This window comes from Kurthia senegalensis (genome assembly GCF_000285595.1).
Taxonomy (GTDB): domain Bacteria; phylum Bacillota; class Bacilli; order Bacillales_A; family Planococcaceae; genus Kurthia; species Kurthia senegalensis.
Genome location: NZ_HE611065.1, coordinates 373710 through 389700, shown reverse-complemented (window position 1 = coordinate 389700; position 15991 = coordinate 373710). Strand labels below are relative to the sequence as shown.

The window sequence follows — 15991 nt, the reverse complement described above, 5'->3', positions numbered from 1 at the left end:
ATCTTGAATTCAAGTACAATGAGGAAAATATGATATGACTGTGAAAAGGAATAGTACGCTTTTGATTGCTTAAAGAGAGCTAGTGGTTGGTGCAAACTAGTACATGAACAAGCTGAACTCGCCTTGGAGTCACATTGGTGAACGTAAATTAACCAAAGTCGTCTAGTCCGCGTTATGGATTCAAGTTGAGTGTTTACACTAATTTGGGTGGTACCGCGGTGGCGTTTATGCTGTCGTCCCTATGTTTTTTTAGGGGCGGCAGCTTTTTTACGTTTAAAATATTAAAGGAGGCAATTACTTTGAGTTTCAACCATAAAGAAATTGAAAAGAAATGGCAAAAAGTTTGGGACGAACAACAAACGTTCAAAACGACAAATGATCCAGAAAAACCAAAATTCTACGCATTAGATATGTTCCCGTATCCATCAGGTGCAGGTCTTCACGTAGGACACCCTGAAGGTTACACAGCGACAGATATTCTTTCTCGCTTCAAACGCATGCAAGGATACAACGTTCTTCACCCAATAGGTTGGGATGCATTCGGTCTTCCAGCAGAACAATATGCACTTGATACAGGGAATGACCCAGCAGAATTTACACTTAAAAATATTGCGACATTCAAACGTCAAATTCAAGAACTTGGTTTCAGCTATGATTGGGACCGCGAAATTAATACGACAGACCCTTCATACTACAAATGGACGCAATGGATTTTCATTCAGTTGTACAAAAAAGGTTTAGCTTACATTGATGAAGTAGCAGTAAACTGGTGTCCAGCTCTAGGAACAGTACTTGCGAATGAAGAAGTCATCGATGGTAAATCAGAACGTGGCGGTCACCCAGTAGAACGCCGTCCAATGAAACAATGGATGCTTAAAATTACAGCGTATGCGGATCGTTTAATTGACGATTTAGAAGATGTGGATTGGCCAGAAAATATTAAAGATATGCAACGTCACTGGATCGGTCGTTCTGAAGGTGCTGAAGTAGACTTCACTGTGAAATCTACTGGCGATCAATTTACTGTATTCACGACACGCCCAGATACGTTATTCGGTGCTACTTACACAGTACTTGCACCAGAACATGACTTAGTTAAAAAAATTACGACACCTGAACAAAAAGATGCCGTTGACGCTTACTTAAACGAAGTGAAAATGAAATCAGACTTAGAACGTACAGATCTTGCGAAAACAAAATCGGGTGTGTTCACAGGTGCTTATGCAGTGAACCCAATTAACGGCAAAGAAGTGCCTATTTGGATTGCTGATTACGTACTATCAACATACGGTACAGGCGCGATTATGGCTGTTCCTGCACATGACGAACGTGATTATGAATTTGCGAAAAAATTTGAGTTACCAATCGTACCTGTTCTTGAAGGCGGCAACGTAGAAGAAGCTGCATTCACAGAAGATGGTACGCACATTAACTCAGAATTTTTAGATGGTCTCGGTAAACAAGAAGCTATCACAAAAGCAATCGCTTGGTTAGAAGAAAATAAAGTCGGCGAGAAAAAAGTTTCTTATCGCTTACGTGACTGGTTATTCTCTCGTCAACGTTACTGGGGCGAACCAATTCCAGTTATTCACTGGGAAGATGGTTCAATCACAACTGTTCCAGAAGATCAATTACCACTTGAACTTCCGAAAACAGATGATATCCGTCCTTCAGGTACAGGGGAATCACCACTTGCAAACATCGCTGAGTGGGTAAACGTAGTAGACCCCGAAACAGGTATGAAAGGTCGCCGTGAAACGAATACAATGCCACAATGGGCAGGTTCATCTTGGTACTTCTTACGCTATATCGATCCACACAATACAGAAGCCATCGCAGATCCAGAACTTCTAAAACGCTGGTTACCAGTAGATATTTACATTGGTGGTCAAGAACACGCTGTTCTTCACTTATTGTATGCACGTTTCTGGCATAAAGTGTTATTCGATTTAGGTGTTGTACCTACGAAAGAACCGTTCCAAAAATTATTCAACCAAGGGATGATCCTTGGTGAAGGGAACGAAAAAATGTCGAAATCAAAAGGGAATGTTGTAAACCCTGATGATATTATCGAATCACATGGTGCAGATACACTTCGTTTATACGAAATGTTCATGGGACCTTTAGAAGCATCTATTCCTTGGTCAGAAAACGGTTTAGACGGCGCACGTCGTTTCTTAGACCGCGTATTCCGTTTATTCGTAGACGAAACAACGGGCGAATTATCTTCTAAAATCCAAGATTCTTCAGATACAACGTTAGAAAAAGTGTATAACCAAACGGTTCAAAAAGTAACAGACAACAACGAACATATTCGTTTCAATACGTCTATTTCTCAAATGATGGTATTCATCAACGATTGCTATAAAGCAGACGTTGTACCAACAGCTTACGCTGAAGGTTTTGTGAAAATGCTTTCTCCAATCGCACCTCACTTAGCAGAAGAACTTTGGACAAAACTTGGTCACACAGAAACTATTTCATATGCTGCTTGGCCAACATTTGACGCTTCAAAATTAGTAGACGATGAAGTAGAAATCGTCGTTCAAATTAACGGTAAAGTTCGTGCGAAATTAATGGTTTCAAAAGATACTAGCCGTGAAGAATTACAAGAACTAGCACTTGCTGATGCGCATGTTCAAGCGCAAATTGAAGGTAAAGACGTGAAAAAAGTAATCGCCGTTCCAGGTAAACTTGTGAACATCGTTGCTAAATAACGTTAAAAATAAAAAAGAATCGTCTACAGATGGCAACATCTTAGACGGTTCTTTTTTACGTGTAAAAGAAAATGAAACTATTTGAGCCTATTTACGTATAGTAGAGAGAACAAAATAGGATCAATGATGATATAGGAGAGAGATAAATGGATTCACAATTTGCGAAAGTGTTACGTTTTTTTAGTTTGCTTTGGGTTATTACAGCAGTTGGCTTATTTATCGGTATATTTATTCCACAAGCTCTTATTATGCCGATTTCAATCGCTACGATTGTTATTTTAGTAATCTTTATGTTTAGTCGAACAGCACGTAAAATGAGTAAATGGCTTTCAGGCTTATTTGCATTGTTAACAGGAATTACGCTTTACAGTTTAATTAATTTTTATATAGGTGAACTCGGCGGTGGATTCGTCTTGATCGTATTTGGAACGACTGCTGTTATTTTTGTCGTAACGGGCTTGATTGGGTACAATACGAAGACGAATTTATCAAATTGGTGGAAATTTTTATTAATCGGCTTAATCGGTGTAATTGTCTTTTCGCTTATTTCTATTTTCGTAGGATTTAGTGATCTTGTAATGGTGATTGCAAGTGCGTTTGGCGTTCTTTTATTTGTTGGGTATACGATTTATGATATGAACCAAATTCGCCATCAATCGATTTCAGACGAGGAAGTACCGCTCGTTGCGCTTAATTTATATTTAGATTTCGTGAACTTATTCCGCGAGTTGCTAAGCCTCATTTATCATTTAAAAAATCTTTTGTCAGGTCGATAAATAAGTATATGCGTATGTGAATTTATTCATGAGGAGAGGCTGTCATGTATTCGATGATGCAACGAATTAAACAGTTATACGATGAAGGTTACTATGAAGAAGTATATGAGCAGTTGTTAAATGTTTCTTTTCACACATTGCAAAATGAGGAACGAACATTGTATTGTCGTGTTCTTATCGGGGTGCAAATTCATTTAGAAAAACAAATTGATGAAGAAATTTTTTTATATTATGAGCGTTTAGTGCAAGGAGAGACAGATGACTTGCAACAAGCGATTTTTGAAAATATAAAAGGCTTAAAAAGAATTTTAGAAGGAAACTTTGAATCGGCTGTTGAACAATTTTCAGCAATCATCGCAGCAGATCGACGTATTTTAGAAAAACGTCCAACATTGTATGCGACAGCTTTAGGGAATTGCATATATGCGCTTATTAGTATGAAACAATACCGTAGAGCAATTTTATTGTATAACTCGATTGATGATGCCAATATGATGTATTTATTAAAAGAAGCACCGCGTACGTATTTTCACGTGCATGAAAATTTATTGGATGCGTATATTGCATTAAAGCAGTGGCAGACGGGAATGATGATTGCAGAAACGATTCTCTCTTTACCAGAGCTTGCGCAACATCCTCGTTATTATGCAATTCTTCTAATGGCGACTGGTTATATTTATGCGAAAGTAGATCGTGAAAGAGCGAAAGAACTTTGTTTAGAAGCGGCTGTATATTTTGATTTTACGAAAAGAAGACATGATTATGATTTAGCGTACACACGTTTAATGGAAGTATTAGAAGCATACGGTGATAAAAAATTGATTCGTCAGTATGAATCAATTCGAATAAAAGTATAAAAGCGAAATCCGTTAAGGATTCCGCTTTTTTTGTATACGTGAATTTACTCTGTCACAGGGATGTATAAAACAAGTTGATCCCCTTTTTTTAATTCATTCGACTTCAAATGATTCCACTGACGAATGAGTGTCGGTTCGATGGCGTACGTAGCAGCGACATCTTCCACATTATCGAAAAAGCCCACTTCGATTGTTTTTTTGTAGCGACCGTATCGTACGCATCTAAATGATATTGAGCGATTAACGCATTTAATTTTTTTTCATAGCTCGAATCGGTTGCGTACGTACCGGTTAAAGCGTTTGTCGCTTCTAAATACGTACGTGCGTTTGTTTTGAATGCTTCTTTATAAATAGTCGGATCCCAAGAAGTTCCTTTTGCGAGAAGATTTGCGTAGTCGTCCATCGATGCTTCGTAGCTAGGGTATTTTCTGAAGTCGGCTTTCACCGTCGTCATATTCCCTTTGCCATCATCTTCTTGTGTATCAAATTGAACGGATTTATTTTCGTATTGACCTTTAATACCGTATAAGTTGAAATTAGGGGAACTTCCGAGTCCACTCGTGCCAAAATGACTTTCTAAAGAGGCTTGTGCGATCATAACGGATGCATATAAATCGTGATTTGCAGCTACTTCTCGAGCTGTTTCACCGATTGTGCCGAGGAATTCCTCCCGTGCTTGATCTTTTGCAGATGGGGCAGAGAGTGACGTTTTTTCAGCTTCGAATAATTGATAAACACCAATTACAGCACCGATTCCGATGATGAAAAAGGCGATAGCGATGCCTATGATCCAATTGAGTCGTTTGCTTTTCTTCTTCATTGAGTGAAAATCTTCCTTTCGTACAAGCCTAATCAATAATAGGAGACGTTCTATTCACCAGAAAAGTTCGCAGCGTTATCGCCAGCAATATGGCCTGTAACGAGCGCAGATGTAATGTTGTACCCACCTGTATAACCGTGAATGTCTAATATTTCACCACAGAAATAAAGTCCTAGTTTTTTCTTCGATGCCATTGTTTTTGGTTCAACTTCTTTTACAGAAACCCCTCCGCCTGTAACGAATGCTTTCGCAAGTGGTTGTGTGCCATTTACTTTCATTTCAAAGCTCGTTATCTCTTTTGCTAGTTGACGTGCGAGTTCATTTGATAAATCTGCACCTGTAGACGCTTCATCGATTGTTGCTTGTTGCATAAGGAACAATAACCAACGTTCTGGAACGATTCCTTTCCATGCGTTTTTCAACGCTTTTTTCGGATCGTCTTTCGCTTTTTTCATTAACAGTTGAAAAGCAGATTCCGCATTGTAATCAGGAAGAGCATTAATCCGCATTGTAACAGCTTTCCCATCATTTTTCTTCATTTCTTTCACGACGAATTGGCTGCAACGTAAAACAGCTGGACCACTTAAACCGAAGTGTGTGAAAAGCATATCCATCTTATGCGTAATGATCGCTTTGCCGTTCTTTTTCAATACAGAAACTTCTGCATCTCGAAGTGCTAAACCTTGCAACTCTTTTGAGCGAATAAACGTCTCATTAGATAACAAAGGAACTTCCGTCGGATATAAGTCTGTAACCGTATGACCAGCGCGTTCAGCCCAAGGGTAACCGTCACCAGTAGAACCGGTTTGAGGGACAGCTTTACCACCTACTGCAACAACGACAGCTTTTGCTTGAATTTCATCTCCTGATTGTAAGCGAACACCGACGATTTTTTCCTCTGTCATTAACAGTTTGGCCACAGGTGTTTCTTTTCGTACGTCTACGCCCAAACGTTCTAATTCGTGAATAAGCGCGTCTACAACGTCTTGCGCACGATTGGAAACAGGGAACATACGTCCGTGGTCTTCTTCTTTCAGACCGACGCCTAAACCTTCAAAAAAGGCAATAATATCTTCATTGTTATAAACGGTGAAAGGACTATATAAAAAGCGTCCGTTTCCCGGAATATGTTTTACAATTTCATCGACGGGCAGACGATTTGTTACGTTACAACGTCCTCCTCCAGAAATGGCTAATTTTTGACCGAGTTTTTTTCCTTTTTCGAGTAGTAATACTTTTTTATTGTTCATACCAGCGGCGATGGCTGCCATTAAGCCTGAAGGGCCGCCGCCAATTACGATTACATCATAGTTCATAACGTGTGCTCACTTTCTTTTTTGAAATTTCGTTTCAATTAATTATACATGAAGTGAAGAAACTATTTGAGTAATTGACGTTCGAGTTGTAAACTAAAATTTAGTTGTTTTTATTTTTTGAAAAGAATGGAAGGGTTATATGTCATCATTTATGAAAGGGACGGCCATTTTGACAATCGGTATGTTTTTGTCAAAAGTTTTAGGCCTCATTTACGTGTTCCCGTTCTATGCCATTATCGGTGAAAAAAATGTAGCGCTTTATTCTTACGGTTTTATCCCCTATTCGATTATGTTATCGATTGCAATCTCAGGTGCGCCAGTAGCTGTATCTAAATTCGTATCGAAATACAATAGTCGAGGGGATTATGCGTCAGGTCGTAAGTTAATGCGCTCGGGTGCACTGATCATGATTCTATCGGGAGTCGTTTGTTTCGCTGTACTTTATTTATTAGCAGATCCAATTGCAGGACTCGTTATTAAAGACGATGAACAAATTTTTACGACAGATCAAATAGCAGGCGTTATTCGTTGGGTTAGTTTTGCATTACTTGTCGTACCATTTATGAGTTTAACACGTGGATTCTTCCAAGGTTACGGTCATATGACACCGACAGCAGTTTCTCAACTGATTGAACAAATTGTTCGAATTATCGTCGTGTTAGTCGGCGCCTTTATTTTAATGAAAGTTTTCTCTGGAACAGCTCAGACAGCCATTTCCTTTGCATTATTTGCTTCATTTATCGGAGCAATTGGTGGATTAGTCGTTATGTGGTATTACTGGAAACGATACAAACCAGAGTTTGATTTGAAATTAGAAGAAAGCGTTGCTTCAACTGATTTTTCTTACACAAAAATATATAAAGAAGTATTAACGTATTCAATTCCGTACGTATTTGTTGGGATTGCCTCAACATTGTTCCAATTAATCGATATGCTTACATTTAATACAGCGATGGCTGAAATTGGATTAGCAAAAGTATCCGATTTATATTTAAGTATGTTGAATTTCACGACACAAAAAATCGTGATGATTCCGGTTATGCTTGCAACGGGATTCTCAATGGCACTCGTACCAGCCATTACGAGATTTTATACACAGCGTAAGCACGGTGAAGTAATTGAAACGATGGATAAGACATTCCAAATCTTGTTGTTCGTTACATTACCAGCTGTGATTGGTATTTCTGTATTATCTTATGAAATTTATGCCTTTTTATATTCAGCAAGCGATATGGGCTCACAAGTGTTAGCACATTATGCACCTGTTGCGATTTTATTTGCTTTATTCTCTGTAACAGCTGCGCTATTACAAGGGATCGATCATCAAAAATGGATTATTTTCAGCTTATTAGTCGGTATTTTAATTAAATTATCGATTAACATTCCGATGATTGAGGCGTTCGAAGCAGACGGGGCGATTATAGCAACGGCAATTGGTTACATCGTAACAATCGGTATTAATATCGGAGTGATTGTGAAAGTATTACATTATAAACCGAATCGCCTTCTTCGTCGCATCGTCGTAATCGTCGTATTAACAGCGATTATGGCTGTGGTCGTTTTTGTAGCAGAATGGTTATTAGGCTTCGTTTTACCGAACCGTTCAAACCGTTGGATTGCGATGATTTACTTATTCATTTGTGGTGGTATTGGGGTTGCAGTGTATGGATACTTATCATTAAAACTAGGCATCGCTCAAAAATTACTCGGTTCACGTTTTGAAAAAATAGCTCGAAAATTACACATTAAACCGATTGTAGGAGAATAATATGCGATTAGATAAATTATTAGCAAATATGGGCTTCGGTTCTCGTAAAGAAGTGAAGACTTTAATTAAACAAAAAGGGGTTACCGTTGATGGTGTCGTCGTGAAAGACGTCGGTCAAAAAGTGGACCCGGATGAACAAATTGTTATGGTGTTTGGAGAGCGTGTCGTATATGAGCCGTTCGTTTATTTATTAATGAATAAGCCTGCAGGTGTCATTTCGGCAACGGAAGACAATCATGACCAAACGGTAATTGATTTATTAGAACCGTTCCACCAACATTTTGAGCCATTTCCAGTTGGACGTTTAGATAAAGATACAGAAGGGTTATTACTCATTACGAATGATGGGCAATTAACGCATAATTTATTAGCACCTAAAAAACACGTCTCAAAACTGTATTACGCTCAAATCGATGGAGAAGTGACAGAAGCGCATATTCCTCAATTTGAAGCGGGTGTTGTCATTGATGATGGCTATCAAACGAAACCAGCAAAATTAACGATTTTACGTAGTGGTGACACGTCTGAAATTGAGTTGGAAATTACAGAAGGTAAATTCCATCAAGTGAAGCGTATGTTTGAAGCTATCGGAACGAAAGTGACGTATTTAAAACGTCTTCAAATGGGCCCGTTAACGCTAGGTGACGAATTACCACTTGGACAATATCGTGAATTAACTGCGGAAGAGTTAGACGCATTAAAAGAACATCACGGAGTATAAGTAAGAGGGGAAGCAATGATTCGTCATTGCTTTTTTATTGGACAAAATAAAAAAGGCACATCTTTTAAGATGTGCCTTCATTTGAGCAATCGCTCATAAAGAAGTCCTACCGAAAGGACGGTGTTTTCAGTTTGGGCAAAAATAATGACCAAGCGACGCAGCATGGTCATTATTTTCAACTTTTTAAGTTGTTCAGGAGAAGGATACCATCAGCATGTTTTAGTATTCTTAAGGTTATTCTCTTCTCATTCAACGAAAAGGTGTGAGAAACGCTCGTTGAACTTTCTAAGATGTCATTTTCACTTTTTTACGCGTCGTTGTCCATTTACCTCTACTTGGACTTTCAACTAAGTCATTGTAGGCTAACACATTCAAATCCCTTTGAATGGTGCGAGGAGTGATGCCAAATTCATCGACTAAATCTTGCGTAGTAACAGTGCCATTTTCATGGATGTACATATACACATCTTTAATGCGAGTAAGCATCCGATCAGTTGTTGGTTTCATAAGGTGAACCACTCCTTCATCTTTATTCTCAAGACTAGCGGACGATATTTTGAAGTTACATAGGCTACATTTGTCGCCTTAGACATCCCCTTTTCTTTCCGTAGTGGTCAGACTTGTTTTCTGACAATTACATTATAGCGGATTCTCATAAAATGTTCCATATATTTACCTGAAAAAAGTGAAGAAAATTGAAAATTACTCGTATAGAAAACGAACATTTATAATTCATGTATTATAAATGTTCGTTTTCTATAATTTTGCTAGATGTTGAAATGAGCGAAGGTGTAAAATAAGAGTATCTATTTAGAGGAGGTTTTTTTCATGAATTGGTTACAAATGGCAGAACAACGCCGAGAGGAAATGGTCAAAGATTTACAAACGTTAGTCCGTATTAATAGCGTATTAGATGAGGCGACGATGACAGAAGAAGTGCCATACGGAGACGGTCCTTTAGAAGCACTTAATTGGATGTTAGAACAAGGGAAAAAAGAACAAATGCACGTCGTGAATTTAGCGAATAAAGTAGGCTATGTTGAAATGGGACAAGGAGACGAAATGGTCGGTATCCTTTGTCACGTAGACGTTGTACCAGCAGGAAGCGACTGGGTTCATGAACCATTCGGTGCAGAAATTGAAGATGGTAAATTGTACGGTCGTGGTTCAATTGATGATAAAGGACCTACGATGGCTGCTTGGCTTGCAATGAAGATGGTCAAAGATGCGGGTATTCAGTTAGATCGCCGCGTTCGTTTAATCGTTGGTTCAGACGAAGAAACAGGATTCCGCTGTGTGACACATTATATGGAAAATGATGAAGTGCCTACACTTGGTTTTGCACCGGATGCAGAGTTTCCAATTATTAATGCAGAAAAAGGAATTGCTGAACTGACATTCCGTCAACAATCGATTAAAGACAATCACGAACAATTACGTAAATTCAATGCAGGACATCGAATCAATATGGTGCCGGATTTTGCTGAGGCAGAATTAGTAGATGTACAACCAAATACGGTAGAACAATTCCAAGCGTATTTAGCAAAAAACCAATTAGAAGGGCAAGTAGATATCCAAGGTGAGCGTCTTGTTTTAAGTGTAAAAGGTGTTTCAGCACATGCGATGGAGCCTAATAACGGAACGAATGCGGCATTAAAACTTGCACAATTTTTAGAGGCGATTGTCACGACAGAAACATCGAAACAATTTATCAAATTTTTAACAGCATCATTCGGTCAAGAAACGAGAGGACATGCGCTTGGTTTAGCTTTCACAGATGACATCTCGGGCGATACGACGTTGAATGCAGGTGTAGTAAAATTTGAGGCAGGGCGCATCGGAGAAATTCGTGTATCGATGCGTTATTCTGTATCGTATGCATTCGATGAAATGATTGAAAAAGGTCGTTTGAACGTCCAAAAAGAAGGTTTCGAAATCGTCATTGATGATGACTCAAAACCACATTACGTAGCACCTGAAGAAGAATTGATTCAAAAATTATCTGCTGTATATGAAAGAAATACAGGAGAGAAAACAGAATTGATTGCAATGGGTGGCGGTACGTACGCACGTGAAATGCCAAACGGTGTTGCTTTCGGTATGTTGTTCCCTGGAGAGCCAGAACTTGCGCATCAACATGATGAGTATGTTGTCATCGACAATATGGTGAAAGCGGCTGCGATTTATGCGGATGCAATTGTAGAACTTGCGACGAAAAACTAAACGATTTGTTTACTAGTAGCCCATATTTTATGAGATTATTAACTAATTCACAGTAAATTTTGAATTTTTAACATTTTTGTAGCATAATATAAGACACATATTGTTAATAGAAGGAAGTGTAGAATGTATGGCACATATTTGGGTGAACGACGTATTAATGAATAGAGCAGAAGCATCTATCGATCCAGAAGACCGTGGCTATCAATTTGGCGATGGTGTGTATGAAGTCGTTAAAGTATATGAAGGTAATTTATTCGAGATGGAAGCACATATTGACCGTTTTTATCGTTCAGCAGATGAATTACGTATCGTCATACCGTATACGAAAGATGTGTTACACAAAATGGTGTATGACATCGTAGAAGCAGATCAGTTACAAACGGGACATGTGTACATGCAAATTACACGTGGTGTGGCGCCTCGCCAACATTACTTCCCAGATGAAGCATCTGCTACATTTACAGCGTATACACAAGTGAGTGAACGTCCTTACGAAAATTTTGAACGTGGTATTAAAGCATTATTACATGAAGACATTCGTTGGCTTCGTTGTGATATTAAAAGCCTTAACTTACTCGGGGCGGTTTTAGCGAAGCAAGCTGCTCACGAAGCGAACTGCGATGAAGCGATTTTACATCGTGGAGACGTCGTGACAGAAGGCTCTTCTTCAAATGTATACGGCATTAAAGATGGTGTAATGTATACACATCCTGCAAATAATTTCATCTTAAATGGTATTACACGTCAAGTCGTATTACGCTGTGCAGAAGAAATTCAGTTGCCAGTCGTAGAAGAAGCGATGACAGTTGAACAATTGCTTGCGATGGATGAAGTGATTTACACATCCACAGGTGCAGAAGTAACACCAATCGTTCAAATCAATGAGCAATTAATTCATAAAGGTGTAAGAGGCGAATGGACGAAGAAACTTCAAGAAGTTTTTGAGTCAAAAGTACAAGCGGCTATTACAATTTAAGTTTATTCTCCGATATACTTACTATGATAAAGCGAAGGGACCTGTCCCTAAAGTAAGAACTTATGATTGTTCATAAGCACTGCTTTAGACAGGTCTTTTTGCTTGGAAATGTACGATGGAGGGATTTTATTGGCGCAGTTAATTAAATTGCAAGACTATATTTCGCGCTATCAAGTTGATTTGAAGCGATATCCGACACAATTTATTCGCCTGAAGCAAGTACAATGGGAACGAATGAAAGATGAGTGGCATACGCAAGAAGAACAATCGATGGCAATGGAAACGGTGGAAGCAGAAGAAAAAATAAAAAAACCTTCTTTCTTTAAACGATTGTTTCATTTACGTAAAACAGAAATTTGGAGCAATCCGTGGGAACGAGAAAATGAGAAGATGAATTTTTCGAATAGTAAAGAAGCGTCTGACGAAATTCCGGAAGAAACGAGTACGTTAAATTTTAATCCGACGATGTTGTATAGACCGGATTCGGAATTTGAATTGAAGCGTATGTATGTTGATCAATTATTTCATTTTCAATTGAAGTGGGCGAGTTCCACTTTAAGGGAAAAATCGTATATCGATCCGAAATACCAACGAGATGTATGGCTAAGACAAGTCGTACAAAAGTTACCGGATACGTATTTTGTTTTGTATGATCCGATTTTGAAATTAAAAAAAGCACCTATTGAAGTAGGGGTTGTCATTTTGACACCGACAGATTGTTATGTCATTCAAAAAGTAGAAGCAGAAGATATGGCGGCTTTTACAGGGAATAGTAAAGATCGTTTTTGGTTGAAAAAATTTGGTGAGCATGAAAAGAAAATTTTAAATCCGTTGACAAGTTTATATCGTATGGAAAAAGTAGTCGAACAAATTATGGAAGAAGCGAATGCGAAAATGAAAATTCATCGTGTCTTGCTTTCCCAAACAGGTTATATTGATTATCCAGGTTCTATTTATGACGTTTCATTAATCGATCGTCGAAATATAGAGGACTGGTTTAATCATTTAAAAGGGAATGCCTCACCGATGAAACATTTGCAGTTTAAAGCGGCAGAAGCTTTATTGACGAATTCTCAAACGACTTCCTATAATCGTTCAGACTGGTATAAAGCAACGAATGAATTAGAGGAGAAAGAGTAGTGGAATTACACATTATTTTAAATGATCATGCGGGTAATGGACGTGCGAGTAAAAAATATGCCGAGCTGCAAAGAGCATTAAAAACGTCGTATACACTGCATCGTACTTCTCATCCGAAACATGCGACAGAACTCGTTTCAGCATTAGCGAAAAAGCACACACATTGTTTATGTGTCATCTTAGGTGGTGATGGAACGATACACGAAGCGATTCAATCAGCAATCTATGGAGACATTGTTATTGGTGCGATGAATGCAGGGTCTGGAAATGACTTTGGTAGAGGATTCCCCATTTTTCAAAATGCGGCAGAAATTGATGCTTATGTTGAAAATCCGCTCGTGGAACGACGAGATGCGGGTCTTGTAAAGGGAGAAGATTTTCATACATATTTTATGAACAATGCGGGATTTGGCATCGACGCAGAAATTACGAATCGTGTGAATCATTCAAAATTAAAAAAACAATTGAATCGTTTTGGATTAGGAAAGTTAGCGTATGTTTTCATTATGATTGACGAATTGCTTCACTTTCAACCGTTTCGTTTACAAATAGAACGGGACGGAAAAAGGCAACAATTTGACCGTGTTTGGGTAGCAGCTTTTAGTAACCAACCGTACATTGGTGGCGGAATGAAACTCGCACCTTTTGCAAACACAGCAGACGGAAAAATTGAATTGACGATTGTCCATGGCGTTTCGCGTTGGATGTTATTATTCGTTTTCGGTACGATATTTCCTGGGAAACATATCGCATTTAAACGTTTCGTGAAACAACAGAGTGTTCAATCCATTGAAATAACACTCGATACACCAACGATTGGTCATGCAGATGGAGAATTCATCGGTAAAAGACAAGGGAATATCCAAGCAGAAACAATCGCATCTAGTTGGCAAGTTGCACAGAAGAAACTTGACTAAATGAATGATTTCAACAATAATTAAACGTTGAATAGGTAACATTTATAGAAATGAGGAAATTACGTTGAGATTACGCAACAAACCTTGGGCAGAAGACTATTTAAATGAACACCAAGATTTAGTCGTGCCAAACCCAGAAGATTATAAAGGTCGCTGGAATGAACTTTTCGGAAATGACAACCCAGTTCATATTGAAGTGGGAACAGGTAAAGGTCAATTTATTACAGGAATGGCGAAAGCTAATCCGGATATTAACTATATCGGTATCGAATTATTTGATAGTGTCATCGTAATCGCTGCGAAAAAAGCAGTAGATGCAGGACAACCGAGTAATTTACGCCTTTTAAATGTAAATGGTGATAAATTAGAAGAATACTTTGCAAAAGGTGACGTATCACGCGTTTACTTAAACTTCTCTGATCCATGGCCTAAAAAACGCCATGCGAAACGTCGTTTAACACACGCAAACTTCTTATGTTTATACGAAAACGTATTAATCGATGAAGGTGAAATTCACTTCAAAACAGATAATCGTGGATTATTTGAATTTTCATTAATGAGTTTAACGGATTACGGTATGCAATTGAAACTCGTATCATTAGACTTACACAATGATGATGTAGAAGATAATATCATGACAGAATACGAAGAGAAATTCTCTTCTAAAGGTCAACCGATTTATCGTTTAGAAGCGAAATACGTTTTAACAGACGAATCAAAATAATACGTACGATTGCAAAAAAAAGCCATGATTATAATCATGGCTTTTTCTTTTTGTACATTTATTTTAAGATGGTTATAAAGTGGTGTATATGTAAATATATTCTACTTTAAACGAAATATGATACGATTAACGTGTAATTTAAGCGAAGGGGGAATAAGGATGGATACGTTTCAATTTCATGATATGCGATTTACTTGGTTAGATGGGGGCATGACGACTTTAGATGGTGGTGCGATGTTTGGTGTCGTTCCGAAGCCACTTTGGTCTAGAAAATATGAAGTGAATGAAAATAATCAAATTCCGTTACCGACACATCCTATTTTAGTGCAATATGGCGATACGAATTATTTAGTCGACAGTGGAATTGGTAGTGGAAAGTTGAATGATAAACAAAAAAGAAATTATGGGGTTTCGAGAGAATCTCATATTGAAGAAAGCTTAGCACAATTGAATATGACAACAAATGATATTGACGTTATTTTAATGAGTCATTTGCATTTTGACCATGCGAGTGGTTTGACGAAATATGAAGGGGAGAAGCTCGTATCTGTATTTCCTAATGCGACGATTTACGTATCAGACATAGAATGGAACGAAATGCGTCATCCGAATATACGCTCGAAAAATACGTATTGGAAAGAAAATTGGGAACCGATTGTAGAGCAAGTGAAGCCATTTACAGATGCGCTAGACGTCGTACCGGGCATTCGTATGGAACATACAGGTGGTCATAGCGATGGGCATGCGATTATTCGTTTTGAACAACAAGGTGAAACGGTTATTCATATGGGAGACATTATGGCAACGCATGCACATCAAAATCCACTATGGGTTATGGCGTACGATGATTACCCAATGACGTCTGTTTTTGCGAAAGAAAAGTTAATGAAAGAAATTTTGCAAAATGGCTATTACGTTAGTTTTTATCATGATCACTTTAAACGAATTATTAAGTGGGATGAGACAGGAAAAGAGATTTTAGAAGAAGTTGTTGTAAATACGAAAGCATATGAATAATAAAGTGAGTACCAAAAAA

At 38.2% G+C, this 15991-nt stretch carries 14 protein-coding genes and 1 other annotated feature; of the genes, 11 read left to right on the top strand and 3 right to left on the bottom strand.

Annotated features, from left to right (window positions below):
• Positions 1–31 precede the first annotated feature (31 nt).
• Positions 32–244: a binding site (T-box leader), on the top strand.
• A gap of 55 nt (positions 245–299) precedes the next feature.
• The 3 genes from leuS (at position 300) to KSHG_RS07215 (ending at position 4350) form a co-directional block, all read left to right on the top strand.
• On the top strand, positions 300–2717 hold the full coding sequence (gene leuS / locus KSHG_RS07225) for a leucine--tRNA ligase (protein ID WP_010303870.1): 2418 nt from the start codon (positions 300–302) through the stop codon (positions 2715–2717).
• A 146-nt stretch (positions 2718–2863) separates the two neighbouring features.
• Positions 2864–3493, top strand: coding sequence for a Bax inhibitor-1/YccA family protein (locus KSHG_RS07220; protein WP_010303869.1), 630 nt, complete (start codon positions 2864–2866; stop codon positions 3491–3493).
• A gap of 44 nt (positions 3494–3537) precedes the next feature.
• Positions 3538–4350, top strand: a complete 813-nt coding sequence (locus KSHG_RS07215; protein WP_010303868.1) for a hypothetical protein — start codon at positions 3538–3540, stop codon at positions 4348–4350.
• 103 nt (positions 4351–4453) lie between these two features.
• Here the strand turns inward: KSHG_RS07215 and KSHG_RS16350 are convergent, their stop codons facing one another.
• Together KSHG_RS16350 and KSHG_RS07205 are read right to left on the bottom strand one after the other, a co-directional pair.
• The gene (locus KSHG_RS16350) at positions 4454–5170 is read right to left on the bottom strand and encodes a glucosaminidase domain-containing protein (protein ID WP_010303863.1); all 717 of its coding nucleotides are present in this window, start codon (positions 5168–5170) and stop codon (positions 4454–4456) included.
• A gap of 50 nt (positions 5171–5220) precedes the next feature.
• Complete coding sequence (locus tag KSHG_RS07205) at positions 5221–6486, bottom strand: BaiN/RdsA family NAD(P)/FAD-dependent oxidoreductase (RefSeq protein ID WP_010303861.1); 1266 nt, start codon at positions 6484–6486, stop codon at positions 5221–5223.
• A 139-nt stretch (positions 6487–6625) separates the two neighbouring features.
• Here KSHG_RS07205 and KSHG_RS07200 point away from each other — a divergent pair, with 139 nt between their 5' ends.
• Together KSHG_RS07200 and KSHG_RS07195 are read left to right on the top strand one after the other, a co-directional pair.
• Entirely contained in the window at positions 6626–8254 is a 1629-nt protein-coding gene (locus tag KSHG_RS07200; protein WP_010303859.1) for a putative polysaccharide biosynthesis protein, read from the top strand.
• Position 8255: 1 nt separating this feature from the next.
• Positions 8256–8975: a pseudouridine synthase gene (locus tag KSHG_RS07195; protein WP_010303857.1), complete on the top strand. Its 720-nt coding sequence runs from the start codon at positions 8256–8258 to the stop codon at positions 8973–8975.
• Positions 8976–9260: 285 nt separating this feature from the next.
• Here KSHG_RS07195 and KSHG_RS07190 read toward each other — a convergent pair whose 3' ends face one another.
• The gene (locus tag KSHG_RS07190; RefSeq protein WP_010303855.1) at positions 9261–9482 is read right to left on the bottom strand and encodes a DeoR family transcriptional regulator; all 222 of its coding nucleotides are present in this window, start codon (positions 9480–9482) and stop codon (positions 9261–9263) included.
• Between the two features lie 321 nt (positions 9483–9803).
• Here KSHG_RS07190 and pepV point away from each other — a divergent pair, with 321 nt between their 5' ends.
• The 6 genes from pepV (at position 9804) to KSHG_RS07160 (ending at position 15972) form a co-directional block, all read left to right on the top strand.
• Entirely contained in the window at positions 9804–11198 is a 1395-nt protein-coding gene (gene pepV / locus KSHG_RS07185) for a dipeptidase PepV (protein WP_010303853.1), read from the top strand.
• A 127-nt stretch (positions 11199–11325) separates the two neighbouring features.
• Entirely contained in the window at positions 11326–12174 is an 849-nt protein-coding gene (gene dat, locus KSHG_RS07180) for a D-amino-acid transaminase (RefSeq protein ID WP_010303851.1), read from the top strand.
• A gap of 129 nt (positions 12175–12303) precedes the next feature.
• Positions 12304–13314: a nuclease-related domain-containing protein gene (locus KSHG_RS07175; protein WP_010303849.1), complete on the top strand. Its 1011-nt coding sequence runs from the start codon at positions 12304–12306 to the stop codon at positions 13312–13314.
• Positions 13314–14231, top strand: a complete 918-nt coding sequence (locus KSHG_RS07170; protein WP_010303846.1) for a diacylglycerol/lipid kinase family protein — start codon at positions 13314–13316, stop codon at positions 14229–14231. The genes KSHG_RS07175 and KSHG_RS07170 overlap by 1 nt, the downstream gene beginning before the upstream one ends.
• Positions 14232–14295: 64 nt before the next feature.
• The gene (gene trmB, locus KSHG_RS07165; protein ID WP_010303844.1) at positions 14296–14955 is read left to right on the top strand and encodes a tRNA (guanosine(46)-N7)-methyltransferase TrmB; all 660 of its coding nucleotides are present in this window, start codon (positions 14296–14298) and stop codon (positions 14953–14955) included.
• Between the two features lie 159 nt (positions 14956–15114).
• Complete coding sequence (locus KSHG_RS07160; protein ID WP_010303842.1) at positions 15115–15972, top strand: YtnP family quorum-quenching lactonase; 858 nt, start codon at positions 15115–15117, stop codon at positions 15970–15972.
• Positions 15973–15991 lie beyond the last annotated feature (19 nt).